The following is a 20,096-nucleotide window of genomic DNA, read 5'->3' on the forward strand; positions in this document are numbered from 1 at the left end:
CGCCAATTCGCTTGATTTCTTTAGAACGAAAGACTTCGTCGCCAGCAGCGCCGCCGCCCTCGTTCAGTGAGTGGGCTTATAATCCCACACCCTCGAAACAGTCAACACATCCAATCCAACTTTTTTGACATTTTTGTAACAGGTTGATTCGACAGGGGATTTTCTGGCACTAAGTTATCCACAGATCCCCTTTGCGACAAAATTCTCGAACAATCTTTTACTGAACGATAAAAAATCATCCTGAACCCCTCCCAAAAATGCGGAAAGGCCACAAAAAAACAGTGCCTTGGCCAATTTTATGGTTAACACCGAATAAATGGACGCTCGTCCGCCTCTGTCAAACGAGCGTCATAAAGGATTGTCGCGAAAGGCTCGGAACCTAACGCGCATTTCCGTGTTTCCCTCCCCATTGAAGGAAAGGAGACAGATATGGCCGCCAGTACCGATGATCTCAGAACATCCGTCAGCAAGGACATCGCCGCCCTGCAGCAGGAGGTGTCCCGCCTACAGAAGATGATTTCCGCTCAGGGCGCCGAAGCCTATTACGAAGTGCGCGATCGCGCAGGCAAGGCTTATGAAGACGCGCTTCCCCGTGCCAAGAGCGCTGTCGCCCAAATCCGGGCAGAAGGTGCGGCAGTCGCCGGCACGGCCCGCGAACATCCGGCAGCGACCACGACGGCGCTTCTGGTTGCTGGAGCGATCGGCTTCTTGGCGGGCTATATGCTGTCGAGCGCCTCACAGCCCGAACAGCGCCACTGGTGGCGTTGAACCACCAACCTCCATCGCTACATTTTTGCGCATCCTGCAAATCCAATTTTTGCAGGATGCGTAAACACTTATGTCTTAGAAAAACCAATTTTTAATGCGAGCAGTGGGAACATAAAAATGAAGGGAGGACATCATGGAAAACAAGAGAGAGAAGCTGATCGTTGAAGTCAGCGTCGACGGCGGCGATGGGCGCCTTGCTGTCGGCATCATGAACATGCGCCAGGCGCTAGATCTCCCCGAAATGCCGAGCCTGTCCTACACACATCCGGACCCGGCCAAGGCTGCTGCCGGCATCGTGGTGAACCGGCAGGAACTGGCCGGCTTCATGGCCTGCCCCTGAGGCGGTAGAAAAGCTCTTCTTCCCCTACTGCGCTTTTCCTGAAGCGTTGATAGTTCCTTTCGGCATCCGAAATCCCCTACTCCCCAGAATTTCGAGCCCCATTGCTGGCATCCATACGTCGTTCATGCAAAGAACGGCTTTCGCAATCGCATCAGGGATGGCGAAGTGACAGACCGGCGATCACCGCAAAAAACACGCGAACCCAACAGACCCGTGGCCGAACCGGCCGGCAAGCGGGTTACGCTTCCGCGCGCGCTCTCCAAGCTTGGCTATTGTTCCCGCACGCAGGCCGAACGGCTGATTTCAGAGGGCCGCGTCGAGGTCGGCAATCGCATCGTCACCGATCCCTCGGCATGGGTCGATCTTTCGACCGCTATTATAAAGGTCGATGGCAAGCAGATCGCCGCAGAGGCCAGGATCTACCTGATGCTGAACAAGCCGCGCGGCCTTGTGACCACCCGCCATGATCCGGAAGGTCGCCCGACGGTCTATGACTGCCTGGCCGAGTTTGATGTCCCACACCTCTCGCCTGTCGGCCGGCTCGACAAGGCGAGCGAGGGGTTGCTGCTCTTCACCAACGATACGGAATTCGCCCAGGCGCTGCTCGACCCAATCACTCACGTCTCGAAATCCTATCACGTCCAGATCGACCGGATCGCTGACGATGACATGCTGGCGGCCATGACATCGGGTCTTCGGCATGAAGGTGAACTGCTGCGCGCCACAGCTGCCCGAAAGCTGCGTGAAGGCGACCGCAATTCCTGGATCGAAGTAGAACTGCATGAAGGTCGCAACCGGCAGATCCGCCGGATGCTGGAAGCACTTGATATCGCTTGCCTCCGGCTCATGCGTGTGGCGATCGGTGGGCTGGAGCTTGGCGACCTGCCAAAGGGTTCTGTCAGGGCGCTGACCGAGACCGAACTGAAGAATCTTCGCCGGAAGATCGCGCCGGCGAGATGATAAGGGATCGGGAATGAACGAGATGAAGCCGCATGATTTCTGGCAGGATATCCATCCGCCGGGCAGTTTTGAAACGGTCGGTGACTTCACGTCCTTCTTCGTGGCGGAACTCGAGGATGGCAGGCAGTTGCGGCTGCCGATCCGCGTACTCTCGGACGGCGAACATGGGTTGGCCTCGCTGATCATCAATCAGGCAAGCTTCACAGTGCTGGATGCACTCGCCGAAGACCTCGCCGCAAAAATAGAGCCCTTTGCTATCGACGTGGTCGCCGGTCTGCCGACACTCGGCCTGACCCTTGCGGCAGCAGTTGCCCAGAAGCTCGGACACGACCGGTATGTGCCGCTCGGCACCTCCCGCAAATTCTGGTATCGCGACGAATTGTCGGTCGCCCTCTCATCGATTACCACACCGGAGCAACAGAAACGGCTCTATGTCGATCCGCGCATGCTGCCTCTTCTGGAAGGCCGCCGCGTCGCGCTGATCGACGACGTCATATCGAGCGGAACCTCGATCGTCGCAGGTCTCGATCTTCTCGCAAGCTGCGGCATAGAACCCGTCGTCATTGGCGCGGCAATGCTGCAATCGGACCGCTGGCCCGCCAAACTCGATGCCGCAGGCCCCAAATGGCAGGCACGCACGAAAGGCGTTTTTGCCACGCCCGTCCTAGAGCGGACAGCCGAAGGAAAATGGCGCAGACCGGCCTGACCAGCAGCAAGATCAGATGTCAGGACCGATCATTCTTTCGTCTGAGCGGGCTATACAGCACCGAACGAAAAGCTACATTCGGCGTGTGATCGAAGACAGGAACCGCCGATGACGCTTGAGCAAGCAGCCCTCCTGATCCTGCTGGTGGCGATGCTCTTCCTGTTCTCCCTCGATCGCCTGCGCATAGAAGTTGTCGCGATCGGCGGATTACTTGCGGGTTATGTGCTGGGCCTTTATCCTGCCGACGGGATCTTTGCCGGCTTCGCAAGCCCGGTGGTCATCACTGTCGTGGAAATCCTGATGGTCGTCCAGGTTCTGGCGCGCACCAAACTCTTTGACAGCCTCGCTGAGGGCTTTGTGGCATCGGGCCTTTCGCATTTCCGGGTCATAGCAGGCGTCTCCGCTCTGACCGGCTTCATCTCGATTTTCATGAACAATATCGGCGCCTTCGCAATTACCCTACCGCTGGCGCTGCGGCTGAACACGCTCATGAGCATTCCGCGCCGGCAGCTCCTGATGCCAATATCCTTCGCCGCTCTTCTCGGCGGTCTCGTCTCATTGATCGGCACGCCCGCCAATCTTCTCGTCAGCGATGCGCTTGAGAAAACCACGGGCAAAGGTTTCCGCTTCTTCGACTTTGCTTATGTCGGGCTTCCGGTCGCCGTAACAGGCATTCTGCTGATCGCGCTGATCGTGCAGCGATTGTTTTCGGAGCCGGACGAGGTCGCGGAAGTGCCAACTCCGCCGGCCCGCCGCATCGTCGTCGAGCGCAGCATTCCCGAACATTCGCCGCTCGTCGGCGTAACACTTGCCCAATGTCCAGAGCGTTTCGGCATCCAGCCGCATGCCCTGATCCGCGATAGGGCTTTCGTCTTTGGCCCGCTCGAGCAATCGGTCATTCAGCCGGGCGATATTCTGTTGGCGCAGGGCGCGGATTCGGTCTTCGCGGATCTGGCCGCCTCGCAAACGCTGGTGCCAAACGCCCATCCGCATGGGCTGCAGCCGGATTTCGCCAGCATCGAAGCCGTCGTCATGCCGGAAAGCACGGTCGTCGGCTCGCGCATCGCCTCGCTGGAAGTCTTCCGTACTCGCGGCGTCACCGTTTCAGCACTGTCGATGCGTTCTCCCCGTATCGAAGGACGTTTTGCGGATCTCCAGCTTTCCATCGGCGACATATTGGTGCTGGAGGGCCCGAAAGCGGCGATAGCTGAGGCGCTGGAAGAGTGTGAATGCCTGCCCCTTGCTTCCGCAGCGCCCTTCCCCGGATCGCCGGCTTCATGGCAGCCTTTTGCAATCTTTGCCTGCGGCGTTGTCGCTTCCGCCTTCGGCCTACGCCCCGATATTGCTCTTGCCTTCGTGGTGCTGGCGCTCGCGCTGCCCGGCTATCTCAACATTCGTCATGCAATGGCGGACCTCAATTGGCCAATCATCATCATGCTCGCGGCAATGATCCCGATCGGTCAGGCTGTCGCCACAACGGGCATGGCCGAGACCATCGCAGCATGGCTGAGCCTAGCCTTCCCGATCAGCCATCCGCTGTGGGGCATCGCACTCGTTCTGTTTCTGGCCATGGCGCTGACACCCTTCGTCAACAATGCCACGGTCGCGATCGTGCTCGCGCCGATCGCGTTGGAATTTGCGAGAGCCGGCCAGCAGCCGCCACAGGCCTATCTGATTGCGGTGGCCGCCGGTGCCTCGCAGGATTTCCTCACACCCTTCGGCCATCATAACAATACGCTGTCGATGAGCATCGGCAGCTACCGTTTTGGCGATTTCCTGCGCGCCGGCTGGCCGCTGACACTCGCCGGCTATATAGTTACGCTCGTTCTCATCACCCTCTTCTGGCTTTGATGAGCCTTTGCTTGACTTCCCCCGCAATGAAACTAGAGCAGGGACAGTTTAAGCCGATAGAAGGACAGCCGAGCACCGTGCGCATTCTCTCCGAAGCCCATTTCCCGGAACTGCCGAACTACTACCGCGGCAAGGTGCGCGAGAATTACGATCTTCCGGATGGCCGGCGCATTATCATCAGCACCGACCGGCTGAGCGCCTTCGACCGCATCCTGACCTGCATTCCCTACAAGGGACAGGTGCTGACGCAGACGGCCCGCTACTGGTTCGAGGCAACGAAGGACATTTGCCCCAATCACGTCCTCGACTACCCCGATCCGAATGTCGTCATCGGCAAGCGGCTCGATATTCTTCCTGTCGAGATCGTCGTACGCGGCTATCTCGCCGGCACGACCGGCACCTCAATCCTGACGCTTTATAAAAAGGGCGAGCGTGAGATGTACGGCATGCGTCTACCCGACGGCATGCACGACAACCAGGTTCTTCCCGAGCCGGTCATCACGCCGACCAGCAAGGAATTCGACGGCGGCCATGACGAACCGCTGACGCCGGCCGAAATCGTCAGCCGTGGACTGCTGACGAAAGAGCAGTGGGAAACGCTTTCCAAATATGCGCTGGCGCTTTTCGCCCGCGGCCAGGACATAGCCGCAAAACGCGGCCTGATCCTTGTCGACACCAAATATGAATTCGGCACGGACGAGAATGGCAACATCATTCTCGCCGACGAGATCCATACGCCCGACAGCAGCCGCTACTGGGTGGCAGAAACCTATCCCGCTGCCTTCGAAGCCGGCAAGCGGCCGGACAGCTTCGACAAGGACTTCGTGCGCGCCTGGGTGGTCGAGCGCTGCGACCCTTATAAGGATGAAATTCCGGAGATTCCGGTCGAGCTGATCGAGCAGACCTCGGCCGTCTACATCAAAGCCTATGAATGGATCACCGGTGAACGCTTCGTACCCGACGACCGCGGCGAAACGCCAGCGGCGCGTGTCCGGGCAAATCTCGCGCCCTATTTTTCCTGAACCGTTGAAGACAAAGCTGCAAGCCTGCTTGCAGCCTTTCAACCAATCGCGCTAGCATTGGAAAAAGGGGTGCCGGGCCAAGCCCGGCGGGGGACAGATGGCACGCAGGCCCAGACGCAAGGCCGAAGAAACTCGGAAGGATATCCTCTCGACGGCGGAAACACTGTTTCGCCAGCGCGGCTTCGTCGCGGTTTCCATCGCCGACATCGCCTCGTCGCTACACATGTCGCCGGCCAATGTTTTCAAGCATTTTCAATCAAAGTCGGTGCTTGTCGATGCGATTGCCGAGCGCCATCTCGGCAATGCCACGGAGCGCTTTGCCGCCGTCGACACCAGCCTGCCGCCGAAGGAGCAATTGTTGAGCTTCGTCCTGCGCCTGCTCGACAGCCATCTGCAGGATATCCAGCAGAACCCCTACATCTTCGAAATGGTGATCTCTACGATCGATGCCAAGCTCGACGCCGGTCATCGCTATCGCCAACGGATAGAACACAAACTCGGCGAGATCATCCGAGAAGGTGTAGCCGAAGGCAGCTACCATTGCGACAATACAGACGCTGCCGCCCGAACCGTCGCAGACGTTCTGGCCTGCGTTCTGCATCCTATTCTCATCGCCAAGGACGACAAAAACACGCTTGTCCATCGTGCGGAAAAAATCGTGTGTTTCGTGGATGCCGCACTGCAAAATAACCCTTGCTAAGTGACGATTGCTGAATTACGTCACTTCGTAAAGCTTTTCTTAATATCGGATAACGGCATCTGTTTCCGGATCAATCATCACTCTTATATAGAGCGGCGCCTCATAGGGGCCGGCGATTGAACCGCTACTGCCACCGCACAGGAAATTCAGCATGATTCGGCCTGCCCTCATCGTCTCCTCGGCCCTCATGCTCGTTATGGGCCTCGCCGCCTGCAACGAGAGCGGCAGCAAGCCCGCAGGCAATGCAGGCGGCGGTGCAGCCCAGCAGGCCGCTCCGGTTGGTGTGGTCACGCTGAAAAAGGACACCTATCCGATCACCACGATCCTGCCTGGCCGCGCCGAAGCCTTCCAGGTAGCCGATATCCGCCCGCAGGTGAACGGCATCATCCGCGAGATCGCCTTCAAGGAAGGCGGCGAGGTCAAGAAGGGCGACCTGCTCTACCAGATCGACGATGCCTCCTATCGCGCCGCTGTCGAACAGGCCCAGGCGACCATCTCCAAGGCTCAGGCGAGCGTGCCCAGCGCCCAGAGCAATTTCGACCGCTACCAGCGGCTGGTCGGCAGCGGCGCGACGCAGATCGAGTTCGAAACCGCCCGCACGGCGCTTGCCCAGGCAAATGCCGAAGTCGAAGCCGCCAGGGCCGCGCTGACATCAGCGCAGATCGACCTTGACCACACGAAGATCATCGCGCCCTTCGACGGCATTATCGACCAGACCGCCTATAATGTCGGGAACCTCGTCGCGGCCAATCAGTCGACCGCGCTCACCACCATCCGCCAGCTCGATCCGATCTATATTTCGCTGACGGAATCGAGCACCAACCTTTTGAAGCTGCGCGATGCGATGGCTGCCGGCGAGGTCAAGGGCGAAGACAACAATGTCGCCTTCCGCCTGATCCTCGAAGACGGCCGGGAATATAATCAGAAGGGCAAGCTCGACATGTCGAAGCAGGTCGTCAGCGAAACGACCGGCACCTTCATCATTCGCGTGGTTTTCCCAAATCCGAACCGCGTCGTCCTGCCGGGCATGTATGTACGCGCCACGGTCGAACTCGGTGCTGAAGCCGGATATTCCCTGCCGCAGCTTGCAACAACCCGCGATGCCAACGGCCGCCTGACCGCACAGTTCATTTCCACCGAGGGCAAGGTCGAGACCCGGGTCTTCGAAAATGCCACACCCTCCAACAATTCCTGGCTGGTGACGCAAGGCGTGAAGGACGGCGATCAGCTGATCATCAGCGGCCTGCAGTCGATTGTATCAGGCATGCCGGTGAAGCCGGTTCCAATGAAGATCAACGATAACGGCGTGGTTATCCCTGCCGATCAGCCTGTGGCCGGAGGCGAACAGAAGCCCGCAGCAAAGTAATGCGCAGGCGCTTTCGTATCGTCACCGTCCCAGCCGTACAGGAATAACCGATGGCCAAGTTTTTCATCCGACGACCGATCTTCGCCTGGGTCATTGCGATCACCATCATGCTCGGCGGTCTGCTCGCCATCTTCACGCTGTCGATCTCGCAATATCCCGACATTGCGCCGACCACGGTCCGCATCAACGCCAGCTATCGCGGCGCGAGCGCCGAGACGGTCGAAAAATCGGTGACCACCCTTATCGAAGACGGCATGACCGGCCTCGATGACCTCACCTACATGACCTCGACCTCATCGACAGGTTCAGCCAGCATTTCGCTGACATTCGGTACCAGCATCGATCCTGACATTGCGCAGGTGCAGGTGCAAAACAAGTTGCAGCTCGTCCAGTCGCAACTGCCTGGCGACGTCATCGATGCCGGTATCAGCGTCACGCGTTCCACCTCGAGCATTCTTCTCGTCGGCTCGCTGGTCTCGACGGACGGCAAGCGCACCTCCGTCGACCTCGGCAACATCATGTCGACCTCGATCGAAGACCAGATCCAGCGTCTGGAAGGCGTAGGCAGCATCAATGTGTTTGGCTCCGGCTACGCCATGCGTGTCTGGCTGGATCCGTTCAAGCTGCAGAAATACCAGCTCACCCCCGGCGATGTGACCTCGGCCATCCAGGCACAGAACACCCAGGTCTCCGTCGGCTCGCTCGGCGCTCAGCCGGCCGTTCCGGGCCAGCAGATCAACGTCACCATCACTGCGCAGAGCCAGCTCACCACGGTTGCTGATTTCGAACACATCATCCTGAAGGTCGAAAAAGACGGTTCGACCGTCCGCCTCAGCGATCTCGCCCGCGTCGAGATCGGTCAGGAAAGCTACGGTGGCAGCTCGCGATATAATGGCCTGCCGTCATCAGGTTTCGCCATCAATCTCGCGATCGGCGCGAACGCCATCGATACTGCCGCCCGTGTCCGTACTGCGCTCGAAACGATCGGCCGCGGCCTCCCGGAAGGCGTCGAGATCACCTATCCCTACGACACAACCCCCTTTGTCGAGCTGTCGATCGAGAAGGTCGTGCATACGCTGATCGAGGCGATCGTGCTCGTCTTCGTGGTCCTGCTCATCTTCCTGCAGAACTTGCGCGCGACATTGATCCCGACCATCGCCGTTCCCGTCGTGCTTCTGGGCACGTTCGGCGTCCTCGCGGTCACAGGCTATTCAATCAATACGCTTACCATGTTCGCCATGGTGCTGGCGATCGGCCTTCTCGTCGACGATGCCATCGTCGTCGTGGAAAACGTCGAGCGCATTATGTCGGAGGAGAAGCTTTCGCCTCTGGAGGCCACCGAGAAATCGATGGGGGAAATCACCGGGGCCATCGTCGGCATCGCTCTCGTGCTGACCGCCGTCTTCATCCCCATGGCCTTCTTCGGCGGTTCGACCGGCATCATCTATCGCCAGTTCTCCATCACCATCGTTTCGGCCATGCTGCTCTCTGCGCTTGTCGCCATCGTGCTGACACCGGCGCTCTGCGCTACGATGCTGAAGCCGGTCAACGAGCACAAGAAGCATCGCATCGGCGACTGGTTCAACCGCAACTTCACCCGCTCGACCAACGGCTATGTCCGCACCATCGGCTACCTGTTGAAGCGGCCGGTCCGTGTCATGCTGGTGTTCCTGCTGGTCGGCGTCGGCTGCGCCTATCTCTTCACCCGTCTGCCGAGCTCGTTCCTGCCGCAGGAAGACCAGGGCGTGCTCCTGACCATCGTCACCACGCCGCCGGGCTCCACCACGCAGCAGACGCAGGCCGTCGTTGAAAAGGTCGAAAAATACTTCCGTGAAAACGAGAAGGATGCAGTGGAATCCGTCTTCGGCGCACTCGGCTTCGGCTTCAACGGTTCCGGCCAGAACAGCGCCATCGTCTTCACCAAGCTCAAGGACTTCTCGCTGCGCACCGATCCCAACCTCAGCGCGCAGTCGGTGGTCAACCGAGCTCTCAAGAACTTCTTTGCGATCCGCGAGGCGCAGGTCTTTGCGCTGCTGCCGCCCGCAATCCAGGGCCTCGGCGTGTCGAGCGGCTTCTCCATGTATCTGGTGGATACCGGCGGCCACGGCAATCAAGCCCTGACGGCCGCTTCCAAGCGGCTGATCCAGATGGCCGGTGCCACCGGCAAGGTCGTGGCACTCCGCTCGAACAACAAGGAAGTCGAGCCGCAGATGAAGATCCTGATCGATCAGGAGAAGATCGGCGCCATGGGTGTCGATCTCGCCTCGGTCAACTCCATGCTGTCGATCATCTTCACCGGCCGCGACGTCAACGACTTTACGCTGAACGGCGAGATCAAGCCGGTCTATGTGCAGGGCGACGCGCCCTTCCGCATGCAGCCGACCGATCTGAACCACTGGTATGCCCGCAACAACGCCGGCGAAATGGTGCCATTCTCCGCCTTCACCACCACCCAGTGGGTCGACGGCGCGCCGTCTCTTGCCCGCTTCAACGCCGTCAGCGCCATTCCGCTTGATGGCGGCGCGGCGCCAGGCGTCTCCTCGGGTGAAGCCATGAATGAGATGGAAGCCCTGACCGAACAGCTCGGCGGCGGCTATACGGTCGCCTGGCAGGGCATTTCCTATCAGGAGCGCCTCTCGGGTTCGCAGGCGCCGATGCTCTACGCGATCTCGGTTCTCGTCGTCTTCCTCTGCCTGGCTGCGCTTTACGAAAGCTGGTCGATCCCGTTCTCGGTCATCATGGCTGTGCCGGTCGGCGTGCTCGGGGCGCTCGTCGCGGCAACGCTCTTCGGGCAGGCGAACGACGTCTATTTCAAGGTGGGCTTGCTCACCACCATCGGCCTTGCGGCGAAGAACGCGATCCTGATCGTGGAATTCGCCAAGGACCGGATGGAGACAGGGCTGGGTCTCTTCGAGGCGACGCTGGAAGCAGCAAGGCTGCGCCTGCGTCCCATCATCATGACTTCTCTGGCATTTATCCTCGGCGTCGTGCCGCTGGCGATCGCAACAGGCGCGGGTTCCGCCGCCCAGAACGCGATCGGCATCGGTGTGCTCGGCGGGATGCTCGCTGCGACGATGTTGGGCATTTTCTTCGTGCCGAGCTTCTTCGTCGTCATCCGCCGCATCTTTGCCACACGGCAAAAAAATGAGGCGGGAGTGTGATATAAATGCACTGTGAGAAAGCTTTTCAGATTGCTACATTGCGCACGGACTGCTTCGGCATGATGTTTTGCGTATGGAACGAGGCGCGTTAGCCGATAGTGAAGCATGACGCTTCGGGACAAGAATTGACTTGCTCGAGTTACAGGATGAAATGCATGGTACCCCTTCGTTATGCCACACCGGCGTTATTGTTATTGCTATCGGGCTGCGTAGTAGGCCCTGATCACGTACCTCCTGAAATGGCGCTTCCTGGAAAATTCAGTGAAGGTGGCAAAAAGAACATCGGCGATGTCGCTACCACGGCTTGGTGGACCGCCTATAACGACCGCAAGCTCGACAGCCTTGTCCAGACCGGCCTTAGCCAGAACCTGACGATTCAACAAGCGATCGAGCGTATCAATTCCGCATCCGCCAACGTCACCATCGCCGGCGCCGGCGCCTTGCCCGCCCTCGATGTCGGTGCTTCCCACACCATCAGTGGCCAGGGGGGCGAACTCCGTACCCAATTCGACACCCGCAACACCAGCGCCGGACAGCTTTCCCTGTCCTGGCTGCTCGATCTGTTCGGACTCTACAAGCGCAGCAAGGAAAGCGCCCTCGCCTCTCTTGATTCCGCTTACGCGGGTGCCGACATCGCCAAGCTGTCCTACATCCAGGACCTTGTCTCAACCTACATTGATCTGCGCTTCTTCCAGCAGCGTCTGGCGCTTTCGAAGGCCAACCTGAAGTCCCGTCAGGAAACCTACGACCTCACCAAGTTCCAGCTTGATGCAGGCGCGGCATCCCGCCTCGACGTCGTGCAGGCTGAGGGTCTTGTCCAGTCGACGCTCGCAGAAATCCCCGGCCTCGAAACCAACATTCGCGTTTCGGCCCATCATATCGCCACCCTCCTCGGCCAGCCGGCCGGTTCGATGGTTGATGAACTGTTGCGTGGCTCCGGCCAGCCGACTTTCCGCGGCGGCATCAATTCCGGCATTCCGGCCGACCTGATCCGCAACCGTCCAGATATTCGCCAGGCCGAGCGCAACCTCGCCGCCGCTACTGCCCAGATCGGTGTCGCAGAGGCTCAGCTCTACCCGTCGATCTCGCTCTCAGGTTCGATCTCACCGAGCTACATTAACCAGCGCGGCATACATGGCGGCCTGTCGGCATGGTCCTTCGGCCCGACCCTGAACCTGCCGATCCTCGACGGTGGCCGCCTGCGCGCCAATGTCGACGTTTCCAAGTCTGACGCAGTCGCATCCTACCTCGCCTGGAAACAGACCGTCCTGACGGCAATCCAGCAGGTCGAGGATGCCCTTTCGGCCGTTCGCCGTGACGCCCAGACCGTTGACGCCTTGCGCGCTCAGGTCAGGACGACGCAGGAAACCCTCGAGCTTTCGACGGCATCCTACAAGGACGGCGCTTCTTCGCTGCTCGACGTTCTCGACGCCCAGCGTCAGGTCTCCCTCGCTCAGGCAAGCCTTGCCGCCGCTGTTCAGCAGATGGCGAAGGATTACGCTGCGCTCAACATCGCAACCGGTGGCGGCTTCGCTCCGGGCGGCAAGACCACCGGTTCGGGACCGGTCAAGGTTACCAAGGGCACCTAAACTCCTCGCATAGTATTGTTCCGAAGCCCCGCGGTTTCCGCGGGGCTTTTTCTTTGCGTGAATATCTGCCGCGACAGATAATATACACATTGGAGGAATTTGGATTCGACAAGCCGCAATCGCTACGCTATGCAGTTGATTAAACGATTAAGCGCAGAACTTCAAAACAATGGCTTCACAACGCTCGGGACCCAACCTCAGCAGGATAGCGACGTCGCTCGGCGTCTCTGTTGCCACGGTCTCGAATGCGCTCTCCGGCAAGGGCCGGGTTTCCGACGCTCTGATCGAAAGAATTCGCTCGCATGCCGCCGAACTCGGCTATGTGCCGAGCCAGGCCGGGCGGGCGCTGCGTACGGGCCGCAGCGGCGTGCTCGGTCTTGTCCTGCCTGATATCGCCAATCCCCTCTTCCCAAAAATTGCCCAGGCCATCGAATCTGCCGCATCCGCCGCCGGCTACGGAGTGCTGATCGCCGACTCTCGCGGCGATATCACGGCGCAGACCGAGGCGATCAACCGGCTGGTGGAACGCGGCGTCGACGGCATGGTGGTCGTGCCTCGCCGCGCCACCCGTATTTCCGCCGCAAGCTGCCCGGTTGCGGTTATCGACACAGCCTCCACGCCCGGCAATACGGTCGCTGCCGACCATTGGCAGGGCGGCAGGGAAATCGCCACCCATCTCGCCGGCCTCGGCCACAAGCAGATCCTGATCATCGGCAACAATCACGAATCCAATGTCCAGAATGACCGAGCCGGCGGCATCAGGGCCGGCCTGGCGCCCGGCATGCGCTCCGAAACGCTCTGGATCGAGCGGTTGGAAACCGAGACGGGCGCCGGCTGCCGGCTGGGCCTTGCGGAAAAGGCGGGTCAGGGCTTCACCGCCTTTGCAGCCCTTTCCGACCTGCAGGCTCTGCGCGCACTGACCGAACTTCAGCAAGAGGGGATCAGCGTGCCCGGCGATGTCAGTGTCACCGGCTTCGATGATCTCATCTGGTCGCCCGTCGTCACGCCGTCGCTAACGACGGTGAGGATGGACATGGATACGATTGCCGATATCGCCGTCTCCGCGCTTATCGACAGAATAAACGAAAGCGGCACTCGGGAGGGCGTGCTGGTCACGGCGAAGACCGAACGCGTACCCATGCAGCTCATCATCCGCCACTCATCCGGGCGCGCGAACCCGGCACCAAAAATCTCAGAGATGGAGAACATGTAGAATGAAGAAAACCCTCATTGCATCGATGGCGCTGGCCGCACTTTCCCCCTTCGGCGCCGCAGCTCAGGAACGGACGCTGACCGTTTCCGTCTATGCTTTCGCACAGGATGACTTCAAGACGATCGTCTACGATCCCTTCGAGGCCAAATGCGGCTGCAAGCTTATTGTCGAGACCGGCAACAGCGTCGAGCGCCTCGCCAAGATGGAAGCCAACAAGGCCAATCCGGTCATCGATCTTGCAGCCGTCTCCATGGCTGATGGGCTCGCCGCTTCCCGCGCCGGCCTGATCGACAAGCTCGATACGTCCAAACTCGAAAATTTGTCCAAGCTCTACGATATCGCCAAGGATCCGAACGCCGATGGCATGAGCGTCGGCTACACCTTCTACGCCACCTCGATCGCCTATCGCTCCGACAAGATGAAGATCGAGTCCTGGGCCGATCTCTTGAAGCCTGAATATGTCGGCCACGTCGCCTTCCCGAACGTCACGACCAACCAAGGCCCGCCGGCGCTCTATATGCTCGGCCTCGCGCTCGGCAAGGACACGCCGGACCTCAAGGCGCCGATCGAAGCACTCGGCGAAAAGAAGGACGAGATCGTCACCTTCTATGAAAAGTCCTCACAGCTCGTGCAGCTTATGCAGCAGGAAGAAATCTGGGCCGCTCCAATCGGCCGCTTCTCCTGGGCGGGCTTCACCAAGCTCGATGTTCCCGTTGCATGGGCAACGCCCAAGGAAGGCCAGACCGGCGGCATGAACGTGCTGGTGCTGACCAAGGGTTCAAAGAACCAGGACCTCGCCCTGCAGTTCATGGATTTCTGGCTATCGACGGACGTCCAGACCAAGCTCGCCGAAAAGCTGATCGACAGCCCGGCGAACAAGGAGGTCAAGGTCTCCGACGCGGTCGCCAACAATATCACCTACGGCGAAGAGACCGCCAAAAGCTTGAAGCTCATCCCCTCCGCAGCCGCCCTCGACAACCGCAATGGCTGGCTGAAGGAATGGAATGAAAAGGTCGGCCAGTGAGCCGTCGCTGAAATCGGTCCCGGCGCCAGCCGGGACCGACCCTTCCTCAGCTCGAAAGGCGTCTCATGTTCCAGAACCGCGCAGAAGCCCTGGCGCTTGCCCTGCCGGCAGCGATCTTCGCCGCCGTGGTCTTCCTGCTGCCTGTCGCGATCCTGCTCTCTGAAGGCTTTCGCAGCGGCGGCGCCTGGACGCTTGCCGCCTATGTGGATTTCTTCTCTCAGACGCTGAACCGCACCGTCTTCTTCCGCACCTTCCGGCTCGGCCTCGAGGTGACGGCAGTTTCGGCCATCATCGGCTATGCCGCCGCTTTTGCGATCGTTAATCTGCCGCCGAAGGGCAAGGGCCGCATGATCGGTCTCATCACCCTGCCGCTGATGATTTCGCCCGTCGCCCGTACCTATGCCTGGATCGTCATCCTCGGCCGCACCGGTATCGTCAATGAAGCGATCACCGGCCTCGGCCTGAGCGCAGAACCACTACGCCTTCTCTTCACGGAAACCGCCGTCTTCATCGGCCTGCTTCAGCTTTTCCTGCCTTTGATGATCCTGTCGCTGATCAGTGCATTGGAAAATATGCCGAAGGACGCTATTCCCGCCGCCCGCGTTCTCGGCGCCAACTGGTTCCAGGTCTTCTGGAAGGTCATCCTGCCGCTCACCAAGGAAGGCCTTGTCGTCGGTGGCACGCTGGTCTTTACCGGCTCACTGACGGCCTATATCACGCCCGCCATTCTGGGCGGCTCCAAGGTGCTGATGCTGGAAACGCTGCTGTACCAGCAGGTCTCCGTCGCCAATAACTTCGTCTCGGCGAGCGTCATCGCCTTCATCCTGATCGTCATGAGCTTTGCCGCCAATATTCTGCTGAAGCGCCTTGCCACCGCAAGGAACCGCCGATGAGTATCCGCCTCTTCTCACCGGTCGTGCTGTTCCTGTTGCTGGTCTTCCTGATCGGCCCCTTCCTGATCATCATCGCTGCCTCGCTTTCGGCCGGCGACACGCTGGCCTTCCCGCCGCAGGGCCTGTCGCTGCGCTGGGTGGCCAAGGTCTTCACCATCGACAGTTTCCGCGACAGCTTTGCCATGTCGATGTTTCTGGCGGTCTTTGGAACGCTCTCAGCTCTCATCCTCGGCATTCCCGCGGCCTATGCACTGTCGCGCTACCGGCTGCCAGGGTCGGAGACGGTGAGAACCATCGTCTCCCTGCCGATCATCGTGCCTGGTATCATTGTCGGCCTGGCGCTGCTGCGGTATCTGGTCGTGCCCTTCAGCTTCAACATCACGCTGGCACTCTTCTTCGCTCATACTGCACTGGTGCTGCCCTATGCCGTACGCGTGGTATCCGCGAGCCTCGGAAACCTGCGCGCCGATATCGAGGAAGCCGCGGTATTGCTCGGCTCCTCGCGGCTCGGCGCCTTCTTCCGCGTCGTCATGCCGAATATCCGCGGCGGCATTCTCGCTGCCTTCATCCTCGGCTTCGTCACCAGCTTCAATCAGGTGCCAGTCTCGCTCTTCCTCTCCGGTCCCGGCGTCCGCACGCTGCCGATCGACATGCTGGGTTATATGGAGACCACCTACGACCCTTCCGTTGCCGCGCTCTCCGCGCTACTCGCCTTCCTTTCGATCGGTATCGTCTTCCTTGCCGAACGCTTCCTGGGATTTTCTCGCTATGTCTGATGCATACCTTCAACTCGACAAGCTGACACTCGCCTATGGCGATACGGTCGCGGTGAAGGACCTCGACCTGTCGATCGCCAAGGGTGAGCTGGTAGCCCTTCTCGGCCCCTCTGGCTGCGGCAAGACGACGACCATGCGCGCCATCGCCGGTCTGCTGAACCCAGCCTCCGGCCGCATCAATCTCGATGGCTCCGATATTACCCGCGTCTCCGCCAACAAACGCGCCGTCGGCCTCGTCTTCCAGTCCTACGCGCTGTTCCCGCATCTGACCGTCTTTGAAAACGTTGCCTTCGGCCTACGCCTCAAGGGCCTTCGCGGTCAGGATCTCGACGACAAGGTCAATGCCGGCATCAAATCCGTCGGCCTTGCGAAATTTGCCGGTCGAAAGCCCGGTGAGCTCTCGGGCGGCCAGCAGCAACGTGTAGCACTTGCCCGCTCCATGGTGATGGAACCGAAGGTGCTGCTACTGGACGAGCCCCTCTCCAATCTCGATGCCCGCCTGCGTCTCGAAATGCGCGCCGAGCTGCAGCGCGTGCAGAAGGAAACCGGCGTGACGATGATCTTCGTCACGCACGATCAGGCCGAAGCGCTTGCCCTTGCCGACCGCATCATCGTCATGCTGAACGGTGGCATCGAGCAGATCGGCACGCCCGAGGACATCTACAACAAGCCCGTCTCCTCCTTCGTTGCCGATTTCGTCGGCTTCGAAAACATCTTTGCGCTGAAGGACGGAAAGCTTGCGACGCCGAACGGCCCTGTCGCCCTCTCCGCCCCCGCCATGGAAGGTGCGGCGGGCCTTGCCTGGCGGCCGCGCGCGGTGATCCTTGGTTCCGGTCCTTTCCAGGGCGCCGTGCGCGGCACGTCTTTCGCCGGCAATAGCCGCGAATATCTGCTGGACAGCGCGCTTGGCCCGATCAAGGCGGAAGTCGATGCCGCCCTGCCGCAACACGAACTCGGCAGCACGATCGCCTTCGACCTGCCGGTTGCAGCTTCCGCAAGCCTCAAGCGTTTCGGGTGAGATAATGGGCGTCTGGATCGACACGGATATGGGTTTCGACGATATCGCCGCCATCATGGTGGTGACGAACGCCGAACTCGACATCGACGGCGTCTCGCTGGTCTTCGGCAATGCGCCGCTGCCGCAGGTGCGCACCAATGCGGCGGGCGCTGCCAAGGCCTTTGGCTGGAAATTTCCGATTCACACCGGCCGCGACATGCCCGTCCTCGGCAAACTAGAGACGGCGCAGGCGATCCTCGGCGAAAGCGGCATTCCAACGACAGGCAAACACCTGCCGCCGGCCCCTATCCTTCCTGACAGCGATGCCTTTGTCGCTCTTTGCCGCTGGCTGGAGTTGGAAGGCCCGCATCGCATCCTGGCGCTCGGACCGCTCACGAATATCGCAGCACTGGCGCTCGCGCGGCCCAATCTTGCAGCCGGCATCACCGAACTCGTCTGGATGGGTGGCGGCGTCACTTCGGGCAACCACACGGCCTCCGCCGAATTCAACGCCCTTGCCGACCCGGAGGCGCTGGCGATCGTCATCGCTCACAAGCTGCCGCTGCGCATGGTCGACCTCGACCTCTGCCGCAAGGTTCTCGCAAAGCCCGAGGATGCCGATCCAGTACGTGCGGCGGGCGGTGCCAATGCCGACCTGATCGCCGACATGTTCGCCGGTTACATCAGGATCGGCACCAGCCGCGGACGCGCAGCCATGGCCATCTACGATCCCTCGGCCGCCGTCGCCTTCGTCGCGCCGCAGGTGGTAAGCTTCCGCCCCGCTCGCATCGATGCGGAACTGCAGGGCCAGCACACGCGTGGGCGCACTGTCGTTGAAACCCGCGCCACTCACGCAACGTTCAATGCTCAGTTCGCCGCCGACATCGATGCCGAAATGGCGCGTGTCATCATTCTCGCCGCCCTGGTCAACGAGGCCCGCAAATGACCGCAACCCTGCGCCAGGAACCTGCCGATCTCAATGATCCGGTCTTACGTGCCCGTGCTGTCGCAGCGGCTCGCGGCGATAGTCTTTTCGATGTGCTTATTACTGGCGGCCGCATTCTCGATACCGTCACCGGCCTGATCCGCGAGGCCGATATCGGCCTCGTCGGCGCTTTGATCGCAAGCGTCCACGCGCCGGCAAGCCGAAGCGATTCCGCAAGCGTAATCGATGCCACCGGCAGCGTAATCTCTCCCGGGCTGATCGATACGCATATGCATATCGAAAGCTCGATGGTCACGCCGGCGGAATATGCGGAAGCCGTACTGCCGCGCGGTGTCACGACAATCGTCTGGGATCCGCATGAATTCGGCAACGTCCATGGTCTCGACGGCGTGCGGTGGGCAATCGAAGCCTCGCGCTGCCTGCCGCTGCGTATGATCCTGCTTGCCCCCTCCTGCGTTCCCTCCGCCCCCGGTCTCGAACTGGCCGGCGCGGATTTCGACGCCAACATCATCGCCGACCTGCTGCGTACGCCGGCAATCGGCGGCGTCGCCGAGGTCATGAACATGCGTGGCGTCATCGATGGCGATCCTCGTCTGACAGCCATCGTCAATGCCGGCCTGACCTCCGGCAAGCTCGTCTGCGGCCATGCCCGCGGACTTGATGGTGCTGACCTCAATGCCTTCATGGCGGCCGGCGTCACCTCCGATCACGAGCTCACATCGGGCCCCGACCTGCTGCAGAAACTCGCAGCCGGAATGACGATCGAGCTGCGCGGCTCTCACGATCATCTGCTTAAGGAATTCGTCGAAGCGTTGAACGGCATCGGCCACCTGCCATCGACCGTCACGCTCTGCACCGACGACGTTTTCCCCGATGAACTCCATGAAAATGGTGGCCTTGACGACGTGGTACGTCGCCTCGTTCGCTACGGCATGAGGCCGGAATGGGCGCTTGGCGCAGCAACCTTCAATGCGGCACAGCGATTGAAACGCTCCGATCTCGGCCTCATCGCAGCAGGTCGCCGCGCCGATCTCGTCTTGTTCGAAGACTTGGCCGACTTCAAGGCCCGCACCGTCATCGCCAATGGCCGCTTGGTCGCCGAAAACGGCGTGGTGACGGAACCCACCCAGCCATTCGATACAAGCCCGCTCCTGCGCTCGGTCAAGCTCGCACAGCTCACCGACGATGACTTCCGCATTCCCGCTGAAGGCACCAGAGTGCGTCTCGCGACGATCGATCGACCGCGCTTCACCCAATGGGGCGAGGCAGAAGCCGACGTTCGTGACGGCTTCGTCGTGCCACCCGCCGGCAGTGCCATGATCGCTGTCGCGCATCGCCATGGACTGGCGGATGGGAAGCCGCGCATCGGCTTCCTGACCGGCTGGGGCGAATGGCGCGGTGCCTTCTGCACCACTGTCTCGCATGACAGCCACAACCTCACCGTCTTCGGCGGGAATGCACGCGACATGGCGCTTGCGGCAAACGCCGTCATCGAAGTCGGCGGCGGCATGGCCGTCGCAAAGGACGGCCAGGTCGAAGTCCTTCTACCTCTGCCACTCTCCGGCCTCGTGAGCGACGCTTCCCTCCAGGAATCCGCCAACGGCTTTGCCGGCATCCGCAAGGCCATGGAGAAGATCGTCGACTGGAAGCCACCCTATTTGGTCTTCAAGGCCTGCTTCGGCGCTACGCTTGCCTGCAATGTCGGCCCACACCAGACCGACCGCGGCATCGCCGATGTCGTTACCGGCAAAGTGCTGGAGAGCCCGATATTGGAAACCCTCTGA

17 protein-coding genes are annotated in these 20,096 nt (G+C 60.6%); all 17 read left to right on the forward strand.

Features of this window, described 5'->3' with window-relative positions; genetic code table 11:
- The first annotated feature begins 429 nt into the window (after positions 1–429).
- Positions 430–768, forward strand: coding sequence for a hypothetical protein (locus tag AC1DNW_RS00005; RefSeq protein ID WP_113309419.1), 339 nt, complete (start codon positions 430–432; stop codon positions 766–768).
- Between the two features lie 133 nt (positions 769–901).
- On the forward strand, positions 902–1,108 hold the full coding sequence (locus tag AC1DNW_RS00010; protein ID WP_113295451.1) for a hypothetical protein: 207 nt from the start codon (positions 902–904) through the stop codon (positions 1,106–1,108).
- Between the two features lie 165 nt (positions 1,109–1,273).
- The gene (locus tag AC1DNW_RS00015) at positions 1,274–2,068 is read left to right on the forward strand and encodes a pseudouridine synthase (RefSeq protein WP_113309415.1); all 795 of its coding nucleotides are present in this window, start codon (positions 1,274–1,276) and stop codon (positions 2,066–2,068) included.
- A 22-nt stretch (positions 2,069–2,090) separates the two neighbouring features.
- On the forward strand, positions 2,091–2,774 hold the full coding sequence (locus AC1DNW_RS00020) for a phosphoribosyltransferase (protein ID WP_113309422.1): 684 nt from the start codon (positions 2,091–2,093) through the stop codon (positions 2,772–2,774).
- A gap of 108 nt (positions 2,775–2,882) precedes the next feature.
- The gene (locus AC1DNW_RS00025; protein WP_113309411.1) at positions 2,883–4,625 is read left to right on the forward strand and encodes an SLC13 family permease; all 1,743 of its coding nucleotides are present in this window, start codon (positions 2,883–2,885) and stop codon (positions 4,623–4,625) included.
- Between the two features lie 77 nt (positions 4,626–4,702).
- Positions 4,703–5,647: a phosphoribosylaminoimidazolesuccinocarboxamide synthase gene (locus AC1DNW_RS00030; protein WP_113309408.1), complete on the forward strand. Its 945-nt coding sequence runs from the start codon at positions 4,703–4,705 to the stop codon at positions 5,645–5,647.
- A 97-nt stretch (positions 5,648–5,744) separates the two neighbouring features.
- Positions 5,745–6,347 (forward strand): TetR/AcrR family transcriptional regulator, encoded by a 603-nt coding sequence (locus AC1DNW_RS00035; RefSeq protein ID WP_113309404.1) that lies wholly within the window; start codon positions 5,745–5,747, stop codon positions 6,345–6,347.
- Between the two features lie 151 nt (positions 6,348–6,498).
- On the forward strand, positions 6,499–7,713 hold the full coding sequence (locus AC1DNW_RS00040; protein ID WP_113309400.1) for an efflux RND transporter periplasmic adaptor subunit: 1,215 nt from the start codon (positions 6,499–6,501) through the stop codon (positions 7,711–7,713).
- A 50-nt stretch (positions 7,714–7,763) separates the two neighbouring features.
- Positions 7,764–10,874 carry an efflux RND transporter permease subunit gene (locus AC1DNW_RS00045; RefSeq protein ID WP_477851724.1) on the forward strand — a complete coding sequence of 1,037 codons (3,111 nt, stop codon included), beginning with the start codon at positions 7,764–7,766 and terminating at the stop codon, positions 10,872–10,874.
- A gap of 155 nt (positions 10,875–11,029) precedes the next feature.
- Positions 11,030–12,463 carry an efflux transporter outer membrane subunit gene (locus AC1DNW_RS00050; protein ID WP_113295444.1) on the forward strand — a complete coding sequence of 478 codons (1,434 nt, stop codon included), beginning with the start codon at positions 11,030–11,032 and terminating at the stop codon, positions 12,461–12,463.
- 169 nt (positions 12,464–12,632) lie between these two features.
- Complete coding sequence (locus AC1DNW_RS00055) at positions 12,633–13,676, forward strand: LacI family DNA-binding transcriptional regulator (protein WP_113309393.1); 1,044 nt, start codon at positions 12,633–12,635, stop codon at positions 13,674–13,676.
- Between the two features lies 1 nt (position 13,677).
- On the forward strand, positions 13,678–14,700 hold the full coding sequence (locus AC1DNW_RS00060; RefSeq protein ID WP_113309391.1) for an ABC transporter substrate-binding protein: 1,023 nt from the start codon (positions 13,678–13,680) through the stop codon (positions 14,698–14,700).
- Positions 14,701–14,765: 65 nt separating this feature from the next.
- Positions 14,766–15,593, forward strand: a complete 828-nt coding sequence (locus AC1DNW_RS00065) for an ABC transporter permease (protein ID WP_113309388.1) — start codon at positions 14,766–14,768, stop codon at positions 15,591–15,593.
- Positions 15,590–16,369, forward strand: coding sequence for an ABC transporter permease (locus tag AC1DNW_RS00070; RefSeq protein ID WP_113508357.1), 780 nt, complete (start codon positions 15,590–15,592; stop codon positions 16,367–16,369). Before AC1DNW_RS00065 ends, AC1DNW_RS00070 begins: the two co-directional genes overlap by 4 nt.
- Positions 16,362–17,387 (forward strand): ABC transporter ATP-binding protein, encoded by a 1,026-nt coding sequence (locus AC1DNW_RS00075; RefSeq protein ID WP_113309381.1) that lies wholly within the window; start codon positions 16,362–16,364, stop codon positions 17,385–17,387. The genes AC1DNW_RS00070 and AC1DNW_RS00075 overlap by 8 nt, the downstream gene beginning before the upstream one ends.
- Before the next feature lie 4 nt (positions 17,388–17,391).
- Positions 17,392–18,312 carry a nucleoside hydrolase gene (locus tag AC1DNW_RS00080; RefSeq protein ID WP_113309377.1) on the forward strand — a complete coding sequence of 307 codons (921 nt, stop codon included), beginning with the start codon at positions 17,392–17,394 and terminating at the stop codon, positions 18,310–18,312.
- On the forward strand, positions 18,309–20,096 hold the full coding sequence (locus tag AC1DNW_RS00085) for an adenine deaminase (RefSeq protein WP_113309373.1): 1,788 nt from the start codon (positions 18,309–18,311) through the stop codon (positions 20,094–20,096). The genes AC1DNW_RS00080 and AC1DNW_RS00085 overlap by 4 nt, the downstream gene beginning before the upstream one ends.

Source organism: Rhizobium sp. 05L429 (genome assembly GCF_056397645.1).

Bases quoted from the DNA above. Each gene is read 5' to 3' on its own strand.
- AC1DNW_RS00005 (WP_113309419.1), top strand. From the start codon at position 430: ATGGCCGCCAGTACCGATGATCTCAGAACATCCGTCAGCAAGGACATC.
- AC1DNW_RS00080 (WP_113309377.1), top strand. From the start codon at position 17,392: ATGGGCGTCTGGATCGACACGGATATGGGTTTCGACGATATCGCCGCC.
- AC1DNW_RS00085 (WP_113309373.1), top strand. From the start codon at position 18,309: ATGACCGCAACCCTGCGCCAGGAACCTGCCGATCTCAATGATCCGGTC.
- AC1DNW_RS00040 (WP_113309400.1), top strand. From the start codon at position 6,499: ATGATTCGGCCTGCCCTCATCGTCTCCTCGGCCCTCATGCTCGTTATG.
- AC1DNW_RS00075 (WP_113309381.1), top strand. From the start codon at position 16,362: ATGTCTGATGCATACCTTCAACTCGACAAGCTGACACTCGCCTATGGC.
- AC1DNW_RS00065 (WP_113309388.1), top strand. From the start codon at position 14,766: ATGTTCCAGAACCGCGCAGAAGCCCTGGCGCTTGCCCTGCCGGCAGCG.
- AC1DNW_RS00025 (WP_113309411.1), top strand. From the start codon at position 2,883: ATGACGCTTGAGCAAGCAGCCCTCCTGATCCTGCTGGTGGCGATGCTC.
- AC1DNW_RS00035 (WP_113309404.1), top strand. From the start codon at position 5,745: ATGGCACGCAGGCCCAGACGCAAGGCCGAAGAAACTCGGAAGGATATC.
- AC1DNW_RS00070 (WP_113508357.1), top strand. From the start codon at position 15,590: ATGAGTATCCGCCTCTTCTCACCGGTCGTGCTGTTCCTGTTGCTGGTC.
- AC1DNW_RS00050 (WP_113295444.1), top strand. From the start codon at position 11,030: ATGGTACCCCTTCGTTATGCCACACCGGCGTTATTGTTATTGCTATCG.
- AC1DNW_RS00060 (WP_113309391.1), top strand. From the start codon at position 13,678: ATGAAGAAAACCCTCATTGCATCGATGGCGCTGGCCGCACTTTCCCCC.
- AC1DNW_RS00020 (WP_113309422.1), top strand. From the start codon at position 2,091: ATGAAGCCGCATGATTTCTGGCAGGATATCCATCCGCCGGGCAGTTTT.
- AC1DNW_RS00045 (WP_477851724.1), top strand. From the start codon at position 7,764: ATGGCCAAGTTTTTCATCCGACGACCGATCTTCGCCTGGGTCATTGCG.
- AC1DNW_RS00010 (WP_113295451.1), top strand. From the start codon at position 902: ATGGAAAACAAGAGAGAGAAGCTGATCGTTGAAGTCAGCGTCGACGGC.
- AC1DNW_RS00055 (WP_113309393.1), top strand. From the start codon at position 12,633: ATGGCTTCACAACGCTCGGGACCCAACCTCAGCAGGATAGCGACGTCG.